This window comes from Polaromonas naphthalenivorans CJ2, assembly GCF_000015505.1.
GTDB lineage: Bacteria > Pseudomonadota > Gammaproteobacteria > Burkholderiales > Burkholderiaceae_C > Polaromonas > Polaromonas naphthalenivorans.
The window spans coordinates 1776391-1795996 of the sequence record NC_008781.1; the positions used below are offsets into that span (position 1 = coordinate 1776391).

At 63.2% G+C, this 19606-nt stretch carries 16 protein-coding genes; 4 read left to right on the top strand and 12 right to left on the bottom strand.

Going from position 1 to position 19606, the window contains the following annotated elements; translation table 11 throughout:
* Nucleotides 1-25 precede the first annotated feature (25 nt).
* The 3 genes from rnhA (at nt 26) to PNAP_RS08405 (ending at nt 5241) form a co-directional block, all read left to right on the top strand.
* Complete coding sequence (rnhA, locus tag PNAP_RS08395; protein ID WP_011801079.1) at nt 26-511, top strand: ribonuclease HI; 486 nt, start codon at nt 26-28, stop codon at nt 509-511.
* 184 nt (nt 512-695) lie between these two features.
* A complete protein-coding gene (locus PNAP_RS08400; protein WP_011801080.1) occupies nt 696-2000 on the top strand; it encodes an efflux RND transporter periplasmic adaptor subunit in 1305 nt (434 codons plus the stop codon).
* 46 nt (nt 2001-2046) lie between these two features.
* Nucleotides 2047-5241, top strand: coding sequence for an efflux RND transporter permease subunit (locus tag PNAP_RS08405; RefSeq protein ID WP_011801081.1), 3195 nt, complete (start codon nt 2047-2049; stop codon nt 5239-5241).
* Between the two features lie 21 nt (nt 5242-5262).
* Here the strand turns inward: PNAP_RS08405 and PNAP_RS24910 are convergent, their stop codons facing one another.
* From PNAP_RS24910 to PNAP_RS24915, 3 genes are all read right to left on the bottom strand, one after another.
* Nucleotides 5263-6870 (bottom strand): S8 family serine peptidase, encoded by a 1608-nt coding sequence (locus PNAP_RS24910; RefSeq protein WP_198140681.1) that lies wholly within the window; start codon nt 6868-6870, stop codon nt 5263-5265.
* Nucleotides 6871-6941: 71 nt separating this feature from the next.
* Complete coding sequence (locus PNAP_RS08415; protein ID WP_011801083.1) at nt 6942-7694, bottom strand: hypothetical protein; 753 nt, start codon at nt 7692-7694, stop codon at nt 6942-6944.
* Nucleotides 7691-8308 (bottom strand): RNA polymerase sigma factor, encoded by a 618-nt coding sequence (locus tag PNAP_RS24915; protein ID WP_011801084.1) that lies wholly within the window; start codon nt 8306-8308, stop codon nt 7691-7693. The genes PNAP_RS08415 and PNAP_RS24915 overlap by 4 nt, the downstream gene beginning before the upstream one ends.
* A 419-nt stretch (nt 8309-8727) precedes the next feature.
* Between PNAP_RS24915 and PNAP_RS08425 the strand changes: the two genes are divergently transcribed.
* Nucleotides 8728-9294 carry a hypothetical protein gene (locus PNAP_RS08425; RefSeq protein ID WP_011801085.1) on the top strand — a complete coding sequence of 189 codons (567 nt, stop codon included), beginning with the start codon at nt 8728-8730 and terminating at the stop codon, nt 9292-9294.
* A gap of 82 nt (nt 9295-9376) precedes the next feature.
* Here the strand turns inward: PNAP_RS08425 and moeA are convergent, their stop codons facing one another.
* The 9 genes from moeA to PNAP_RS08470 form a co-directional block, all read right to left on the bottom strand.
* Nucleotides 9377-10723, bottom strand: coding sequence for a molybdopterin molybdotransferase MoeA (moeA, locus tag PNAP_RS08430; RefSeq protein ID WP_011801086.1), 1347 nt, complete (start codon nt 10721-10723; stop codon nt 9377-9379).
* Nucleotides 10720-11364, bottom strand: a complete 645-nt coding sequence (gene mobA / locus PNAP_RS08435; protein ID WP_011801087.1) for a molybdenum cofactor guanylyltransferase MobA — start codon at nt 11362-11364, stop codon at nt 10720-10722. The genes moeA and mobA overlap by 4 nt, the downstream gene beginning before the upstream one ends.
* 161 nt (nt 11365-11525) lie before the next feature.
* Complete coding sequence (gene moaA / locus PNAP_RS08440) at nt 11526-12656, bottom strand: GTP 3',8-cyclase MoaA (protein ID WP_011801088.1); 1131 nt, start codon at nt 12654-12656, stop codon at nt 11526-11528.
* Between the two features lie 142 nt (nt 12657-12798).
* Nucleotides 12799-13863 (bottom strand): ABC transporter substrate-binding protein, encoded by a 1065-nt coding sequence (locus PNAP_RS08445; protein WP_232290768.1) that lies wholly within the window; start codon nt 13861-13863, stop codon nt 12799-12801.
* A gap of 298 nt (nt 13864-14161) precedes the next feature.
* Nucleotides 14162-15592: an aldehyde dehydrogenase family protein gene (locus PNAP_RS08450; RefSeq protein WP_041377122.1), complete on the bottom strand. Its 1431-nt coding sequence runs from the start codon at nt 15590-15592 to the stop codon at nt 14162-14164.
* A gap of 51 nt (nt 15593-15643) precedes the next feature.
* Nucleotides 15644-16102 carry a chemotaxis protein CheX gene (locus tag PNAP_RS08455; RefSeq protein ID WP_011801091.1) on the bottom strand — a complete coding sequence of 153 codons (459 nt, stop codon included), beginning with the start codon at nt 16100-16102 and terminating at the stop codon, nt 15644-15646.
* A 14-nt stretch (nt 16103-16116) separates the two neighbouring features.
* Complete coding sequence (locus PNAP_RS08460) at nt 16117-16488, bottom strand: response regulator transcription factor (protein ID WP_011801092.1); 372 nt, start codon at nt 16486-16488, stop codon at nt 16117-16119.
* Between the two features lie 44 nt (nt 16489-16532).
* The gene (locus PNAP_RS08465) at nt 16533-18680 is read right to left on the bottom strand and encodes an ATP-binding protein (protein WP_011801093.1); all 2148 of its coding nucleotides are present in this window, start codon (nt 18678-18680) and stop codon (nt 16533-16535) included.
* A 400-nt stretch (nt 18681-19080) separates the two neighbouring features.
* Nucleotides 19081-19566: an acyl-CoA thioesterase gene (locus PNAP_RS08470; protein WP_011801094.1), complete on the bottom strand. Its 486-nt coding sequence runs from the start codon at nt 19564-19566 to the stop codon at nt 19081-19083.
* Between the last annotated feature and the right edge of the window lie 40 nt (nt 19567-19606).

Consider the following 19606-nt stretch of genomic DNA (forward strand, 5'->3'; position numbering starts at 1 on the left):
TTTTACCTGGAACCCCAAGCAACCCATGACCGATTCAGCAGCAGAGCCCACTATTTCCCAACCACAACACGTCGTGATCTACACCGACGGCGCCTGCAAGGGCAACCCCGGCCCCGGAGGCTGGGGCGCCTTGCTGGCCTCTGGCGGCACCGAAAAGGAAATCTTCGGCGGCGAGATGGGCACCACCAACAACCGCATGGAAATGACGGCCGTTATCGAGGCGCTGGCGGCCCTGAAAAAGCCCTGCACCGTGACCCTGTACCTCGACAGCCAGTATGTGCTCAAGGGAATCACCGAATGGATTCACGGCTGGAAGGCCAGGGGCTGGCGCACGGCGGCCAAGGCGCCCGTCAAAAACGTGGACTTGTGGCAGCGGCTCGATGCGCTGCTCGTGTCCAGCGGCCACAGCATCGACTGGCGCTGGGTTCGGGGCCACAACGGCGACCCCGGCAACGAGCGCGCCGATGCGCTGGCCAACAAGGGCGTGGAGCGTGCCCTTGGGCGGCTTTAGAACGGACAGGCCAAAGATGGATGCGCAGCCTGTTGCGGGAACAGGCCGCCCGGCTGGGTAAAGGGTAAAGCCCTTGTAAAGGAGGGTGAAGCGTTGCGTCGAAGCGGGTGCGTCCACTGCGGTTTCGCCGGCATCCTGCTACATTGAAAAGCTGTTTCCTTTCATCTCACCTTGCACCCACCTCATGGCATCAAAAGCAATTTATACCGTGGTCGCCGTGGCGGGCATTGCAGCGGCTTCAGGCGCTGCCTGGTGGTATCAGAAACCCAGGCCCGCTGATGGCGCCGCAAACACGGCCAGCGCTGGTGCGCCCGCCAAACCGCCTTCGGTGGAAGTCGCACGGGTGGAACAGGCGCGGCTTTCCGACGAAACCCGGACCGTCGGCAGCCTGCGTTCGCGCCGGGGCGTGGTGCTGCGTCCTGAAGTCAGCGGGCGCATCACCCAGCTCAACTTCACCGATGGCCAGCGGGTTCGCAAGGGACAGCTGCTGGTGCAACTCGATGACCAGCTGCCGCAGGCGCAAATCCAGCAAAGCCAGGCCGAACTGTCGATAGCCCAGGCCAACCAGAAACGCAACCAGGAACTGGTGGCGCAAAACTTCATCAGCCAGCGCTCGCTCGATGAAAGCGCCGCCAGCCTGCAGGTGGCGCAGGCCAAGCTGGCATTGGCCAAAGCCACGGCGGCACGCCTGAGAATCGTTGCGCCGTTTGACGGCATCGCCGGCATTCGCCAGGTCAATGTGGGCGACTACCTCAAGGATGGCGCCGACATTGTCAACATTGAAGACATCGACGCCATTTACGTGGATTTCCGGCTGCCCGAGCGCTACCAGAGCAAGGTCAGGCGCGGGCAGGTGGCCCTGCTTGACATTGACGCGCTGCCCGGCCAGCGCTACACGGCGCAGATCCAGGCGATTGACCCGTTGATTGATGTGAACGGCCGGTCGGTCGGCATTCGCGGCTGCATCGACAACCGCGCCCTGACATTGCGGCCCGGCATGTTCGCGCGCGTGAATACCGTTTTTGGCGTTCGCGACAACGCCAGCGTCATTCCCGAAGAAGCGATTGTTCCGCAAGGCGGCAGGCAGTTTGTCATCAAGCTGCTGGACGGGCCGAATGAAGCCACCCGGACCACCCGGCGTGTCGAGGTCAAGGTGGGTTTGCGCAGCCCGGGCAAGGTGGAAATCACCGAGGGGCTGGCGCCCGGCGACACCGTGGTCAGGACTGGCCAGCAGCGGATTCAGAAAGACGGCACCGTCGTGACGGTGGTGGAACTGGCCAATGGCGCACCGTCCCGCCCGGCCGCTGAAACAAGCGGGGCCAGCGCTTCAAATTCAGCTCCCGCCGCCGCAAAAACCGCCGCGCCATCAGGCCCCAATCCGTGTGGCGCCGTGATTTCCCAGGCGCCAGCATCAGGCCTTGTGCCCACCAGCAGCACCGCCATGCCGGAAAAAATCCCTGCCAGCCCGGCAGCGCGCAATCCCGGCTGATTCCTGAAGCACGCCAGAACCTGAGTGATTCGCGTCACAGCCCCCCATGCAACTCGCTGAAGTCTCCATTCGCCGCCCGGTGTTCGCCACCGTGCTGTCGCTGCTGATCGTGCTGATCGGCGCCGTCAGCTTTAACCGGCTGACCGTGCGCGAATACCCCAAGATCGACGAGCCGGTCGTGACCGTGAGCGTTCGCTATGCCGGCGCGTCGGCCGAGGTGATCGAGTCGCAGGTGACCAAGCCGCTGGAGGATTCGATTGCCGGCATCGACGGCGTGGACGTGATCACCTCGATCAGCCGCGCCGACCAGGGGCAGATCAGCGTGCGCTTCCGGCTTGAAAAAGACGCCGACTCCGCCGCCGCCGAAGTGCGCGACCGCACCTCGCGGGTGCGCAACCGCCTGCCGCAGGCCATCGAGGAGCCGGTGATCGCCAAGGTCGAGGCAGACGCCTTTCCGGTCATCCAGCTGGCTTTTTCGAGCGAGTCGCTGACGCCGCTGCAGATCAACGACCTGGTCAATCGCATCGTCAAGCCGCGCCTGCAAACCGTCACCGGCGTGGCCGACGTGCGCATCTTCGGCGAGCGCAAGTACGCCATGCGCGTGTGGCTGGACACCGACAAGCTGGCGTCCTACCGACTGACGACGCAGGATGTCGAGGACGCGATTCGGCGCAGCAACCTGGAGCTGCCGGCCGGGCGGATTGAATCGCAGCAACGCGAATTCAGCGTGACCTCGCAGACCGACCTGCTCAAGCCGGCCCAGTTTGGCGAGATCGTCATCAAGACCGTCAACGGTTTTTCGGTCAGGGTCCGCGATGTGGCCCGTGTCGAGGAAGGCGCTGCCGATGAGCGCACGGCAGTCCGGCTGAACGGCCGCCCGGCGGTCGGCGTCGGCGTGATCCGCCAGGCGACGGCCAATCCGCTGGACCTGTCCGCAGGCGTGCGGGACGTGATCCCCAAGCTCAAGGCCGACCTGCCGCCCGATGTGTTGATCGACATCGCCAACGACAACTCGGTGTTCATCGACCGCTCGGTCAAGAACGTGTACCGCACGATTTTCGAAGCCGTGCTGCTGGTGGCGCTGGTGATTTTTGTGTTCCTGCGCACCTTGCGCGCGTCCATCATTCCGATCATCACGATTCCGGTCAGCCTGATTGGCACCTTTGCCTTGATGGCGCTGGCCGGCTTCACCATCAACACGCTGACGCTGCTGGCGCTGGTGCTGGCCATCGGGCTGGTGGTCGATGATGCCATCGTGATGCTGGAAAACATCTTCCGGCATATCGAGGAGGGCATGGACCCGTTCTCGGCCGGCATCAAGGGCGCGCGCGAGATCGGTTTTGCCATCATCACCATGACCGCCACGCTGGTCGCGGTGTATGCGCCGCTGGCCTTCACGCCGGGGCGCACCGGGCGGCTGTTCGTCGAGTTTGCGCTGGCGCTGGCCGGCGCGGTGGTGGTGTCGGGCTTTGTCGCGCTGACGCTCACGCCCATGCTGTGCACCCAGCTGCTCAAGCACAACCCCAAGCCGAACCGCTTCGACCGCACCATGGAGCGCGTGCTCACTAGCATTTCGGAGCGCTACGGCGCGCTGCTGCGCTGGATCGTCACGGCGCGCTTTCAGCCGCCGGCCCAGGACCGCAGCATCGGCCAGCGCATCAAGGGCTTTGTGTTCCAGGCGCGCTGGATCGTGGTGGCCGTGATGCTGGTCAGCGGCGTAGCTATTGTGCTGGTGTTCCCGACCATGAAGCAGGAACTCTCACCGATGGAAGACCGGGGCGTGATCCTGGCCAGCGTCAATGCGCCGGACGGCTCGACGCTCGACTACACCAACCGCTACGCCCAGGCGCTGGAAAAGATGGGCCAGCCGTTCAAGGAATTCGACCGCATCTTTGCCAACGTCGGCAACCCGACGGTGGCGCAGGCCAGCGTGGTCTATCGCACGGTGGACTGGGAGGTTCGCAGCCGTTCGACCATGGACATGGCGCGCGAACTGCAGCCCCAGTTCAATGCGCTGCCCGGCGTGACGGCTTTTTCAATCACGCCGCCTTCGCTGGGCCAGGGCTTTCGCGAGCGGCCGCTCAATTTCGTCATCCAGACCTCGGACAGCTACCAGAACCTCAACGCCGTGGTGCGCCGCATGCTTGACGAGATGGCCAAGAACCCGGGCATTGTCTCGCCCGACGTGGACTTGCGGCTGAACAAACCCGAACTGCGCATCGAGGTGGAACGCGACCGGGCGGCCGACCTCGGGGTGAGCGTCGAAGTGGTCGCCAAGGCCATCGAGACGCTGCTCGGCGGGCGCAACGTGACCCGCTACAAGCGCGATGCCGAACAGTACGACGTGGTGGTGCAGACCCAGGCCAGCGGCCGCAGCACGCCCGAGGACATCGAGCGCATTCATGTTCGCGGCCGCAATGAATCCATGATTCCGCTCTCCAGCCTGGTCAAGGTGAGCGAAAGTGTGTCGCCGCGCGAGCTGAACCACTTCGGCCAGCGCCGCTCGGTGTCTATCACGGCCAGCCTGGCGCCCGACTATTCTCTGGGTGAAGCCTTGGGCTTCATGGACCAGACCGCCGCCAAGGTCTTGAAGACCGGCTACAGCACCGACCTGAACGGAACGTCGCGCGAATTCAGGAATTCGCAGGGCGCGCTGGCCATCGTCTTCGTGCTGGCGCTGGTGTTCATTTTCCTGGTGCTGGCGGCGCAGTTCGAGAGCTTTGTCGATCCGCTGGTGATCATGCTGTCGGTGCCGCTGTCGATGATCGGCGCGCTGCTGGCGCTGAAATGGAGCGGCGGCTCGCTCAACGTCTATTCGCAGATCGGCCTGATCACGCTGGTCGGGCTGATCACCAAGCACGGCATCTTGATTGTCGAGTTCACCAACCAGCTGCGCGGGCAAGGCATGGAGATGATCGATGCGCTGGTGAAGGCCTCGTCGCAGCGGCTGCGTCCGATTTTGATGACGACCGGCGCGATGGTGCTGGGCGCCTTGCCGCTGGCCCTGGCCCATGGCGCGGGTGCCGAAAGCCGCATCCAGATCGGCTGGGTGATCGTTGGTGGCATGTCGCTGGGCACCTTGCTGACGGTGTTCGTGGTGCCAACGATGTACGCCCTGTTTGCCCGCAGCGCCATACCGGGGGCCAACACGGCAGCGGTCAAGGATGAGCCATCACATCCGCTGCCTCATGCATCGTCACATCTACCTGAGCCTGAGTATGTGGGGAAGCCGGGCCGCTGAAATCGTCGTGGGGATGCTTGACTACCGCGCCGCCTCCATACGGGTTTTCTCTCCGGGTTTTTGAACCAGGCCGCAACCCAGGAAAGCGCTGTGCTGCAGCTTCAGGCTCTGGGCGCAAACGCGGTGAGCGCGCTGTGCTGCATCCAGGCTCCAGAACGGCTGGGGTTGCCAGGCCAGGGTTGCTGCTGCCAAGGCACTTGCATAAGAAGTACCGCTGACATAACTGCCGCCGTTGCCGCCAGCACCTGGTACCCACAGTTCTGCACCCGGTGCCGCCAGCATGGTGTAGCCGGCGCGGGTGGCGCCGCTGTAAAGATGGCCTGCGGCATCAACTGCCGTGGCGGCCCACACGCCGGCGTAGGCGGCCGGGTAACTGGGCTGGGCCGGCATGGCGGGGTTGTTGCCTGCTGCCGCCACAAGGGTGACATTGAGGCCCAGCACCCGCGTCACCACCGCCTGCAGGATGGCGTCGCCCCGTCCGCCCAGGCTCATATTGACCAGAACCACACGCTGGCCCACCAGCCAGTCCAGCGCCAGCGCCAGCACCAGGCTGTTGGTCATGGCCTTGCCAGCGACATCGCGCAGGCTGGCCGCCCAGAACAGCTGGGCTGGCGGCGCAACACCGGCAAAACTGTTTTGCCGGGTGGCCCCGGCCATCAGCTGCAGCACGGCGCTGCCATGCGAAGGGTCAGCCGGTTTGCTGGCCGGATCAATCAGGCTGCGCAACACCACGCTGCTGCCATTGAGTGCCTCCGGATGCATCAGCGCAGGGGCCAGGCCGGTATCAATCACCCCCAGGCGCAGGCCGCGCGGCATGGTCGTGCGGAGCGCCGGCGCACTGCCTGTCAGCATTTTCTGGGCGTAAAGCCTGGGCGATGCGGATTGCAGGAGTCCGGCCCGTGCATTCAGGTCAATCACCCAGTCCGGATGTTCCCGGCGCAGCCGGTCACGCCATAACCTGGCCTGGCTGTCGTTGCGCAAGACCAGCAGAATGACCGTCAGCCCGAGGTTTTCCAACTCATGGCGCTGGCGTGGAATCAGCCGGTGGTTTTGTCGCAGGACGGCAATTCCGGCTGTGGCGGCTTCCTTGCTGGTCCACAGGATCAGCAGTTGCCCGGGTTCAAACGGGGTTTCTTCCCCCAGTCTGCGAGCCGGGCCGGGCTTGGCTGCAGGCACTGCAGGCGCAGGCCTTGCCACGGCCGGTGGCTGCACAGACTCGGTTGGTGTATTTGTCAACCGCGCTGGCGATGGGATATAGCCGGGGCCGGGAATGCGGGTGACTTTCGGGTTGACCAGGACTGGCGGCGCAGGCGGCACGGGTTTGTCGGCGGCAGGACCGAAACCTGGGCGCATCGGGCCGTCAAATACCGGTGCCGGTGGCGCTACCTTCTTGACATCAGGTGTGATGCCTGTTGTCAAAGGCGTCTGGACTGGGCGTTTGACCTGGCTTGATGGTTCGGTGACCGGGTTGGCAGCGGTTTTGGGGCGGGCCAAACCTGTTGCGCCGGCCTTGTCGTCAGGCTGTGCCGCACGGGGGGCCGATGCAGGCGGGTCACGCTTTACAGCTTCTGCCGCAAGCGCCTGCGCCAGCGCCATGCCTGCGTGCAAGACACCGGCCAGTACCAGCATGGTCAGACCCAGGTTTCTGCCTGGCCGCGACCTGCGTGGCCCGGCAGTTTTGACAACACATGCGGCAACCATCAGCGTTGCACCGATTCAACAATGCCTTTGGCCTCCTGCAGCTGGTGCGTGGCCTGATCGGCCTGGCCTGCGGGAACAGACAGCATGTAGAGCCCCAGGGCGCTGGGGCCGGCAACAATTTGTGCGTTGGCACGGCTCAGGGTCTGGCGAATGGCCTGCTCGCTGGCACTGGGGCTGAATGCCACTGTCAGCAAAACCGCATTGGCCGGTGCTGTCACACCTGGCGCGCCGCTCAGGGCCTGCTGTTCGGCTGGTTTTTGCAGCAGCAGGCTGCCAATGACGCCGGCCTGCACCAGCAGCAGGGCAAACACGGCAAAAGCTCCTGCGGGCGAGCGCATGCCCAAGGTGTCGTTCAATAAAGTTTTGATCCGGTCGCCAAGCTGCGCCAGCCAGGGTCTGGTGCTGTTTTTTTGCGCTTCGGTGGTCGGGTGCACCTGTGTTGAGGCTTCGGGCGCGCGTTCCTGTGCAATGCGCTGCATCACCGCCGCCAGCCCCAGGTCACCCGGGCCGCTGGCCATGGCCTGTTGTGCCTGGGCCGATGCCTCGGCCTGCAGATGGCTGGCGCTGCTGCGCAGCCAGGCCAGTTCGGCGCTGATGTCGGGGTGCTCTGCCATGTGCAGCGCCAGCCACTGTTTCATGAAGGCCAGTTCTGCCCCGTCCAGCGTGCCCAGGGCATACCAGGGCAGCAGTTCCTGTACCAGTTCCAGGTCGTCAATGCCCTGGGATTCATGGGTGTCGGCTGTGTTGTTCATGCTGCATTCCCCCTGATGCCAGGCGCGCCCGGCGTATCGCCATCGTGCCGCAGCCAGCGTGCCAGGCAATTCTTGAGTTTGGCCTTGGCATGAAAAACGCGGGTTTTGACCGTGCCGCCGGGGCAACCCTGAATATCGGCAATCGCCTGCACACTCAGGGCTTCCACCAGCAGCAGGTGCAGGCTTTCGCGCTGGTCCACGGGCAGTTTGTCCATGCAGAAGGCCAGCCATTCGGCGCGCTGTTTTTCGGCCAGCGTTGCCAGTATGTCCGCCGACTCGTCAGGCAGGGTTTCGGCATGGTCGGCGATGTCATCGTGCCGGCCGGCGTGGCGGTTCCTGCGCGCAGCGTCAAGCAGTTTGTGCCGCGCAATGCCCAGCACCCAGGTCTTGACCATGGAGGCTCCGGAAAAGTGGGGTGCCGCGCGCCACACTTCATACAGCACCTCCTGCACCACGGACTGCACGGTATGGTCGTCAGCCGCACTCAGGCGCTGGCGTACAAATGCAAACACCTGGCCGCTCAAGGCGCGGTAAAGCTGTGCCATGGCATTTTCACTGCCCGCGTTGCGGGCCATGACCTGCTGCAGCAGGGCCTGGTGTTCTTCATCGGTCATCGGTGTGCTTTCTTGCCCGGCTCGGGCATCGGTAGGGCCGCATTTCGCCCGGCTCTGTCCCCAAAACCGGCGCTGTGCGGCGTCACTGGCTCTGGGTCGTATCAGGATGGCCTGCGGTTCAATCCGGCGGGTGTTTTTTCAGCCTACCTGTAACTGAAATATTTGTAAACAAATTGAAGCATCTGGCTGGGCTGTGCCAAATGACTCAACACCGTACCCGCCATTCATGGGCCGTGCGGGACGGCAAAGGCGGATGCCTGCCCGGTTTGCCTGATTTCTTGAAACGATGTTTCTCTGGATTGTTCAGATTTTTTTGAAAAAAGACTTGAACCGGCATCAGGGCACCAACGACTCAACAGCACTGACGCATTGCAATTCCTGCCATGCGCGGTGTTTGAAAACCTTTTTGGAGAATAGTCATGACATACGCTGCACGCCGCTTTTTGTTGTCGGGTCTGTCGGTTGCCGCATTGCTGGTGGCCGGTGCTGTCACGGCGCAGGATGCTTTCTCGCCCATGGAGCCACGGCTCCCGGCGCAAATCTGCAACTGCTCCAACCCGGTCAATATCAATATGGTGAAAAGCAGCGGCCCCACCAGCCCTGACGCCACGGATTTTTTGCCGGCTCACCTGGTCAACCCTGCCAGCTACAACACACCGCAGCCCAACAAGCTGTTTGCCGAAACCATTCGCTGGAAACTGCCCACCCGTACCTGCGAGCTGAAGGGCTCGGTGAGTTACACGGTCAAAAACGTGGCCAACAGCAGCCTGCAAAACAATGACACCACCGCCCTGGTTGCTGGCGGTGTGTCAGTGCCCGGCACCAGCCAGTCCATCCATCTGCTGCTGGGCCAGAGCCAGACCTTCAGCTACCCGTTGACATCGGCCCAGATTCACAGCGGCAAGGTCAGCATCTTTGTGCAGGACGACACCGCCGTCACCCAAGTCCGGGTCAACATTCGCGGCTGCTGCATTAATCCGAGCTGATGCCGGATGTGGGCGATGCGCCGATGCGTGGCGATTTGCTCAAGCTGAACCTGAGCCAGTAAGGCGCTGACCGGGCAAAACCCTAGATCGCACCGTCAAACATCAGCACATCGACCTCGTCACCCACGGCCACATTGCCCTGGCCGTGGTGCAGCACGATGAGCCCGTTGGCCTCGGCCATCGAGCGCAGCACGCCCGAGCCCTGGCTGCCGGTGGTCTTGACCTGCAGCGAGCCGTCGGGCGCGGTTGAAACAATGCCGCGCTGGTATTCGGTGCGGCCCGGTTTCTTGCGGATCGCTTCAAGGCTGTGCGCCTTGAGCAGCACACCGGGTTCGGGCCGCGCGCCCATCATCCGCAGCAGGGCAGGGCGCACAAAGGCCAGAAAGGTCACCATCACCGCGACCGGATTGCCGGGCAGGCCGAACAGCACGGCGCTATTTTTATTGCTACTATTTTCATAGCTGCTTGCGCCCGTGCTATCTGCGCAAAATGCCGATTTGATGCTTGAAATGCGGCCCACGGCCATCGGCCGGCCCGGCCGCATGGCGATGCGCCAGAAAGCCACGTCGCCGAGCTTTTTCATCATCGCCTTGGTGTAGTCGGCCTCGCCCACGCTGACGCCGCCCGAGGTGATGATGGCGTCGGCCCGGCTAGCGGCGTCGGTGAACGCGGCTTCGAGCAATGCCGGCTCGTCGCGCACCACGCCCATGTCGATCACCTCGCAGCCCAGTCGGCTCAGCAGGCCAAAGACGGTGTAGCGGTTGCTGTCGTACACCGCGCCTTCGCGCGGCGCTTCGCCCAGCGACAGGATTTCATCGCCGGTTGAAAAATAGGCCACGCGCAGCGGACGCCATGTCTTGACTGTTTCAAGACCCAAAGAGGCCGCCAGCCCAAGCCGCGCGGGCGTGAGCAGCTCTCCTTTTTGCAGCGCCGCCTTGCCCTGCGCCAGGTCTTCGCCGCGCAGGCGGCGGTTGTCGCCCGTGCGCAGCAGGCCTGCCGGAATGGTGATGCGTTCGACGTCACCGCTCCGGTTCAGCTGGACGAACTCCTGCGGAACCACGGTGTCCAGGCCCGCCGGCATCACCGCGCCGGTCATGATCTTCACGCACTGGCCGGGCAAAACGCTGCCTTGCCAGGCCTTGCCCGCCAGCGCCGTGCCAACCACCTGCAAGTCCAGCGCGGCATCGGGCGACAGTTGCGCGCCGGCAAACGCATAGCCGTCCATCGCCGAGTTGTCATGCGGCGGCACATCGAAGGGTGAAATCACATCGGCCGCCAGCACCCGGCCCAGCGCTTCAAACAGCGGCAGTTCCAGCGCGTCCCGAACCGGCGTCACCAGGCGGGCCAGAAAATCCTGCACGCCATCGGCCGTCATGGCCTGCGGGTCGTAGCCCTGCAGCTGGGCGGCAATCTGGGCTATGGTGCTCATGGCTGCCTCGCTTCGAGCTGGTGCAACTCGGCCAGCGTGTTGGCATTGAAAAAGCCGTGCGCCTCGTCGCCCGGCCGGTCGAAGGGAACGATGACGGTTTTGTGCTGCGCCGTCCAGGCGTCGATTTTGCGGCCGCCCGCCTGCGTGAAGCGCACCAGGCTCTCTAACATCTGAACGCCCATCAGGCAAAACACCGGCTGCGCCCGCAACTGGCCGTCTTCTTCCCGCGCGGCCGCCACGGCGAAGTCGGCATTCTCGCGCGCCAGGGCATCGGCCATGCGTGCCACCAGGTCGGCCGGAAACAGCGGCGTGTCACACGGAACGGTCAGCAGGTAGGGGGTTTCGCAGCGTTCCAGCCCGGTGATGAAACCGGCCAGCGGCCCGGCATATTCGCCCAGGCTGGCACTGTCGGGCCAGACCGGAACGCCAAAGGATTCGTAGGCCGACAGGTTGCGGTTGGCATTGATCATGATCTGGCCGACCTGCGGCGAGAGCCGCATCAGGGTGTGCAGGGCCAGCGGCACGCCGTTGAAGTTTTGCAGGCCCTTGTCCACGCCTCCCATGCGCGAGCCACGGCCTCCGGCCAGGATCACGCCGGTAATGGCTTCGGTATGCAAGGGCGTCTTCATCTTCATGGTCATCCAGTGTTCCTAAAAGTGCGTAATAAGCGAAGCGACAAGCGTGGGGGGAGCCGTAGCTCTATTCCAGCCAGGGCCGCAGAACCGGCTTTGCCGGGCTGCAGGCGCAGCGGCCCCCTCGGGGGGCAGCGCAGTACGCGAAGCGACAAGCGTGGGGGCCATATTCATCCTCCGATGTAACTCATTTCCACCCGCTTGGCGCCGCCTGCCGGGCCGGCGTCCGGCGGCAGCGCGGCGCGGATTTCCGAATAGCGGTCCGAGCGCGCCTGCCAGATCGGCCCAATCGCCGCCGCAATCTGCGCATCGGCATAGTTGCCGCGCAGCAGGGCGCGCAAGTCATGGCCCTGGCTGGCGAAGAGGCATAAAAACAGCTTGCCTTCGGTGGACAGCCGCGCCCGGTTGCATTCGCCGCAAAAAGCCTGGGTCACGCTGCTGATCACGCCGATTTCACCGCCGCCATCCAGGTAACGCCAGCGCTCGGCGGTTTCGCCGCTGTAGTTCGGGTCGATGGCCACCAAGGGGAATTCGGCCTGCAGGCGCGCTATCACCTGGCTTGAGGGCAATACCTCGTCCATGCGCCAGCCGTTGGTCGCGCCCACGTCCATGTATTCAATGAAGCGCAGCACCGCGCCCGAGTGCCGGAAATGCCGGGCCAACGGCAAAATCTCGCCATCGTTGGTGCCGCGCTTGACGACCATGTTGATCTTGACCGGCGCCAGCCCGACGCGCTGCGCGACCTCGATGCCCCTGAGCACGTCGGCCACCGGAAAATCTACGTCGTTCATGCCGCGAAAAATCGCGTCGTCCAGCGCATCGAGGCTGACGGTGACGCGCTGCAGGCCGGCGTCTTTCAGCGACCGGGCTTTTTTGGCCAGCAGCGAGCCGTTGGTGGTCAGCGTGATGTCCAGCGGCTTGCCGGCAGGCGTTTGCAGCCGGGCCAGCATCTCGATCAGCACTTCGAGGTTCTTGCGCAGCAGCGGCTCGCCGCCCGTGAGCCTGATTTTCTCGACGCCATGGGCGACGAAGATGGTCGCCAGCCGGGTGATTTCCTCAAAGCTCAGCAGCGAGCTTTGCGGCAGGAACGCATAGTTTTTGTCAAACACCTCGCTCGGCATGCAGTAGTTGCAGCGAAAGTTGCAGCGATCCGTCACGCTGATGCGCAGGTCGCGCAGCGGCCGGCCGAGCGTGTCGCTGAGCAGCCCGGTCGGTGCCGGCAACAGGGCGGGAACCGTCGGCACGCGGCTTGCGTAGCGCAGGTCTGCCAGGGGAATGATTTTGCGCGGTGTGTCTGTCATGGTAATTAAGCCTCGGGGAGAATTTACCCCATCGGCCCGGTCTGTCTTGATGCGGGCAGACTTTCCCCATAAGGCAGAGACGTTATCGCCGGGCCGCTCCCTTCGTGCCGGCGATGCGCCAACCGGCAGACCGTGCCCGAGCTTACTTTTGCAGGTTGCCGGTGGCGCTGATGATGGTCAAGTCAACGCCGCCCCAGCCCTTGCGGGCCTGGGCGCTGTAGTTGACGGAAATGCCGCCGAGGTTGTATTCCTGCATGGTTTTCAATGCCCCAAGCACCCGCTCCCGGCTGGGGTTCGCGCCAGCCCGCCGGACAGCTTCTGCCGCGATCTTGGCGCCCAAAAAGCCTTCCAGGCTGGAAAACGACAAGGCTGCCTTGGGGTCGTGAGCCTTCATGGCGGCCTGGTATTCGGTGATGACGGGTTTGGTGGAGGTAAAGGGATAGGGCGTGGCCTGGCTCAACACAATGCCGCGCGCCTTGTTCACGCCGGTGATCGCAATCAAGTCGCTGTGCCGCAAAACAGACAGTCCATAAATCTGCCCCAGGCCTTCGGGCACGGCGCGAACCGCCTTGATGAATTCAAATGCCGGCATGCCCGCCGCCAGCACCAAGATGGCCTTGGGATGGGCCGCCACAACAGACTTGACGGCTGCGCTGACGCTGGCGGCTTGCGCATCAGGACTGAAATCCACAACGGAGCGGGACACCACCTTGAGTCCCAGGTCGGTGGCGCGTTTTTGTGCCAGTTCAGCCAGGATGGGACCAAAGGCGATATTCATGTTGACGATGGAGACAGTGTCCTTGCCCCAGGTCTTGGCTTCTTTCAGCAGGGCATCGATTTCATCGGCATAGCCGCTGCGCAAGGGGAAGACGTTGTCGGCCTCGACCACATTCTTGTCGCCCTGCATCGGTGCAATCAGCGCTATTGCGCCTTTACCGAAGGCGTTCTCCTTGGCCAGCATGGTCATGCCCGCCGTATTGAGAAAGCCCACCAGGCCCACGATGGCCGGGTTGTCAATCAGCTTGCCGGTCAGTTCCACCATGTTCTTGGCTTGAAGGCCGTCGTCATGCACTTCCAGCTTGAGCTTGTTGCCGTTAACGCCACCCTTGGCATTGAGCGCTTCAAAATAGACCTGGATACCTGTCGTCAGCCCTTTGGCATTGTCGATGGAGGCCGGATTGCTTTGGGATGCGATTTGAGCAAACACCACTTCGGCTGCCCGCGCCGGAGCAGACGCGCATAAAAAAAGCCCGCAGGCCATGGACAAAAAAATTTTGGGTGTTCGGCGCATTGTTCTCTCGGCTGGTTACAGGTTGGCTCGGTCATGACCCTACCTTTGGTAGGGTGATTCGAACCATAGTCGATGTAACAAGTTGCGTCAATGGTGGAATCCTTTAGCCGTGACGCCGCTCAAAGCCTGGTTTCGCACGATGTTGTTTTTGTGTTGATTTTGCTATTTATTTGATAGCTATATGTGAAATGCTGGCGTGCGCAAAAGGCATATTTCATTCAAAAATATCAACTTGGCCATGCCGCACGGCCACGGTCTTGAGCGTCGTGAATCCATGCAGTGCCTCCAGCCCTTTTTCACGCCCATGGCCCGATGAGGTCACGCCGCTGCCCGCGCCGTAGTGGTTGATGAACACCTGGCCGCTTTTCACGCGCCTGGCCATGCGCAACTGCAGGGCGCCATCGCGCGTCCAGATGCCGGCGGCCAGCCCGAAGCGGGTGGCGTTGGCCAGCTCGACCGCCTGGTCTTCGTCCTGGAAACGCATGGCGCAGAGCACCGGGCCGAAGATTTCTTCCTGCATCAGCCGGTGGCCGGGCGGCACATCGCACAGCAGCGTGGGCGCCTGGTAAAAACCGCCCTCGGGCGCTTCATCGACGATCTGGCCCTGCGCCACCATCGGAATGCCGTCCACATGCGCGTCGCTCAGGAAATCCCAGACGCGCTGCTGCTGGCGCTGGCTCACCAGCGGTCCCATGTCCAGGTCCAGCGCCGCCGGGCCGACGCGCAGCGCTTCAAAAATCTCGCCCAGCCGCGCCAGCAGCGGCTCGTAAATCGCCTGGGCCACCAGCAGGCGCGAGCCGGCCGCACTCGTCTGCCCGGCGTTTTGCACGATGGCGCTGACGATGGCCGGAATGGCCGCGTCCAGGTCGGCATCGGCAAACACGATTTGCGGACTCTTGCCGCCCAGCGCCAAGCTGACCGGGCAATGCCGCTCGGCCGCGACCTGCTGGATCAGCGTGCCGATGCCCGGACTGCCGGTAAAGCTGATGTGGTCGATGCCCGGGTGGTGCGCCAGCGCATCGCCCACTTCATGGCCGTAGCCGGTCACGATGTTTAGCGCGCCGGCCGGAAAGCCGGCTTCGGTTGCCAGCTCGGCCACGCGCAGCAGCGACAGGCAGGCGTCCTCGCTGGGCTTGACGACGCAGACATTGCCCGCCGCCAGCGCGGCGCCCACGCTGCGGCCAAAAATCTGCATCGGGTAGTTCCACGCAATGATGTGGCCGGTCACGCCGTGCGGCTCGCGCCAGGTCATCACGCTGTGGCCATCGAGATGGGGAATCGTTTCGCCGTGCAGATTGCCTGCGGCGCCGGCGTAGAACTCGAAATAGCGGGCCAGCGCCAGCGCATCGGCCCGGGCCTGGCGGGTTGGTTTGCCGCAGTCGCGCTGCTCGATCAATGCCAGTTCTTCGGCATGCTCGGCCACCTTGACGGACAGCCGCATCAGCAGGCTGCCGCGTTCGGCTGCGCTGATCCGGCACCAGACCAGTTCCAGGCAGTCGCGGGCGCTGCGCACCGCCACGTCGATGTCGTGCGCGGTGCTGCGCTGGATTTGGTCAAAGACCTGGCCGTCTGACGGGTCCAGGACCGCGATGGTCTTGCCGGAGAGTGAAGGAACGGCGGCGTTGGCGATGTAATTGAACTGCATGCGCATGATTTTGCGCGAAAGAGCGGATGTCGCGTGTCCTGGCCTGGCTCTTCAATGCCTGCGATCCATGTCCACGCAGACCATGGCCTCATAGTGGTTCCAGCGCAGGGTGATGACATAGGGATGCTTGCGCACCCTGGCCTTGATGCCGTTCAGGCCCTGGACCTTGACAGGGACCGATATGTCGAGTTCCGACCCCAGCGATTTGCGGGCATTGCCGGCCAGGGTGTTGGCAATTTCGCCGACGGCGTCCAGCAGGTTGCTGTCCCTCAAGTCGGTTTCATGCTGCAGCAGCAGAATCTCGCGCACCAGCCTGGCTGGCATGGACACGACGACATGGCCGTTATGGCTGCCGGAAAAGGTGACGATGCCATTGAATTCAAAGCCTTCCAGATCCTCCGTTCCCAGAAAGGCCGAGGTGATCTGGGGTTCCTGCCGGGTGGTGACTTTCAGGTAGGTGCGGATGGAATCGACAAAAAGCTTGAGGTCGGTTTCGTTGAGTGTCGCCATTGATGAATTTCCCTTTAGCGTGCCTCTGCAACGTCGAGCAGCGCGATTTGCAGCTCTTCGTCCGAGAACGGTTTGGCGACAAAGCCGCGCGCACCCAGCCTGAGCGCCTGGATCGCCGTCGATTTGTCGCTCAGTGCGCTGACCACCAGAATGTTGATGGACGGATCGAACTGCAGCAAGGCCTGAATGCATTCGATGCCGTCCATTTCGGGCATGGTCAGGTCCATGGTCACGACCTCGGGGCGCGTGACCATCGCCAGGCGCACGGCTTCCTTGCCGTTTTTGGCCAGTCCTGCGAGCACCACGCCCTGCAGGCCGCCGTTTTGAACCACGCGCGCAATGCGGGTGCGGATCATGTTGGAGTCGTCAACGATCATCAGTCGCATGATGCCTCCCTGGTTAGTTTGAGCATGGCGGTGGCCTCTTCCTTTCAGGCTGCAAAATAAATCTTGAACTCGGTGTGCTGGCCCGGGTTGCTGGACAGCAGCAAGCGCGCGCCCAGGCGCTGCACATTGGACTGCACCAGGTCCAGGCCGACGCCCCGGCCGGCATGCTGGCTCGTGGCCTCGGCAGTGGAAAAGCCGGGCTTGAAGATTTGCGAGGCGATTTGCTTGTCGCTGAAGCTTTCCAGTTGCTCGGCGGTGTACCACTTCAGTTCCAGCAGGCGGCGGCGCACATGGACCGGATCGAGGCCCGCGCCGTCATCGCGCACGCTGAGCAGCCATTGGCCGCCTTCATCGCGGCCCAGGTTGACCTCGACCTGTCCTTCGGCGGCCTTGTTGCAGGCCAGCCGGGTTAGAGGCGCCTCGACGCCATGCACCACGGCATTGCGAACCAGTTGGACGGCCACTTCGCGCACCAGGTCCATTTTGTCCGCCGGCATGTCCAGCGCGCTGCCCATGCGCACGGTGGCATTGACGCGCTTGCCGCAGTCAACCGCCACATCGCCGGCCAATTTGGCCAGGCTGGCGTTGAGTCCTTGAAGCACGGACTCTTGCGTCGGCAGGGCCGGGCTGGCTGACCTGTTCTGGCTCAGTTTCTTGAAGGCTGCGACCTTAGACAGCAGGTCTTCGAGTGGCAAGGGCAGGGCCAGCAGCGCGTCGCCAGTGGCCGCGCCGCTGTCCTTGAGTTTTTGCAGTTCGCTTTCGAATTGGTGGGCCAGCGAGGCCAGGATTTCCAGGCCCATGGAGGCGGCGTCGCCCTTGATGGCATGGATGCGGCGGTAGGCGCCGTCAACCGCCTTGAGCACCTGCGTTTCCGACGTAGCCGACGAGGTGCTGCGCAGCAGGTCATTGACTTCGAGCAGCGAAACTTCGGCGCGTTCGACAAACATGCGCATCATGGCCGGGTCGGTTTCGAATGCCTTGAGCATCATGGACAGCTCTTTTTGCGAGCGCTGGCGCTCCTCGGTCAGCCTGGCTTGCAGCTCCACTTTCTGGGTGATGTCCTGCACCGTGACCAGCAGATGGCGAACGGTGCCACCGTCCTGCACCCGGTTGAAGTAAAAGGACAGGTAGCGGGCCGTGTTCTGGCCCAGCCGGTTTTTGACGGTCAGTTCTACTTCAGCCAGCGGGTTGATGCCCTGGATCAGCTTTTCCTTGACATGCGGCGAGAACAGCAGTTCGACATAGTCCTGCGCGTCCTTGAGCGCTTTCTCGGAAACCAGGGTGGACAGCAGCTCGAAAAAATCCTGGCCGGGAGCGAGGGTCTTGCCAAACAAATCATGGGCCGAGCTGGACAGTTGCGAGCCCAGCTGGTGTTCGGGCGTGAGCAGAAACAGGCCTTCGCGCACGCTGGTGAGGATTTCCCGGTTTTCTTCGTTGGCGGCCTCGATGGCCGCATCCGAGGTATTCAGGCGGCGCAGGAACTTGAACAGGATAAAGGCAAAGTTCAGCAGCGCCAGGATGATGCCGCCGGTCTGCACCATGCGCAGCACGCTGGCCCGCGACGCGCCGATCTGCTGGGTTTCCGTGACAAAGTCGTTGGCGACGCCCAGGAGCTTGATGTTGTTGGCCTGGCTGTACGTCAGCGCTGCGGCCAGCTGCCCCGGCGCGAAGTCGTCGTTGCGCATCAAAGGCTGCAGCAACTCGTAATAAGGCCGCCACAGGGTTTCGACCTTGTCCTCAAGTTCGCGCCCGCGCTCGGACACGACGGGCTCCAGGTAAACCGGTTTGCCGTCGCCGCCGGGAATCGTTCCGCCTTCACGGAAGGCCACATGCGACATCTGGAAGATCTTGGTGCCGTTGCGCAGTTCGGCCAGCGTCTCGGGCTTGTAGGGAAGGCCTGCGGTGCGCATGGCGTCGAGTTCCAGCAAGGTGCGCGCGACGCGTTGTGACACATAACGCTGGCGGCCTGACAGGTTGATGGCGACGGTGTCCTGGTCGATCTTGAACGAGGTGTAGAAGTTCAGCACCAGCACCCCGAGGTCGAACAGCAGGAACAGGGCGACCGCAATGATGATTTCGCGGTATTTACCCAGCGAAGCCAGGCCGCCCCAACTCGCTGCGCGCTTGACTGGCTGCCGGCTCTTGAGGGGTGCGGCCCCGATGGGGCTGTTGGCTGTCAAAACTGAAGACATGGCGAACTCCTTTAAGGTAAATCAATGATCAAGTCCCCGAGGCGCCTGGCAGCTGGTCAATCGTCAGGCCATCGTTTTGCAGCGTCTTGCGCTTCGCATGGCAGGGATGTCCTAATTAACGAAATTCACAATTAGTTACGCAAAGCATGATGCGTGCCAATTTTGATTAAGGAGCATGCTTTAACCGCGCAGGCCGAAGGCTCCCGGCGACAGACGGGCCTGAAGCAGGCATTCAGCAGGCTGCTGCCGAATGTTCTATTGAGGGGATTTCTCGGAAGAGGGATGGGGCTGGTGCACTTTTATAGTGCGCCAGCGATATTGGAGGGCGGCTGGCTGATCTGGCCATCGTGGAAGGCGGCAGCGCCCGGGCCGCTTGCCCGCCCCCGTGGGCGCTGCGTTTTCAGGTCGGGGAACTGCGCAGCGCCTCGAAGCGCTTGGCGAATTCCTGGCGCAGCTGCTTGCGCATCTCGGCCGACGCGTGGCGCCGCCGCTCGTCCGGCGTGAACGGGCGCAGCGGGGGCACGGCCACCGGCTTGCGCTCGTCATCGACCGCCACCATCGTGAAGAAGCAGCTGTTGGCATGCCGCAGCTCCTGGGTGCGGATGTTTTCCGCCAGCACCCGAATGCCGATTTCCATCGACGAGGTGCCGGTGTAGTTGACCGACGCCTGAAACGTGACCAGTTCACCGACGTAGATCGGCTGGCGAAACATCACCTGGTCCACCGACAGGGTGACGACGTAGCGCCCCGCGTAGCGGCTGGCGCAGGCGTAGGCGACCTGGTCCAGAAATTTCAGGATGGTGCCGCCGTGGACATTGCCGGAAAAGTTGGCCATGTCGGGGGTCATCAGCACGGTCATGGTGAGTTGGTGCGCGGGCAGGGTCATCTTTTATGTCATGAAGGGTAGAGAAAATGGATCGAGCCGC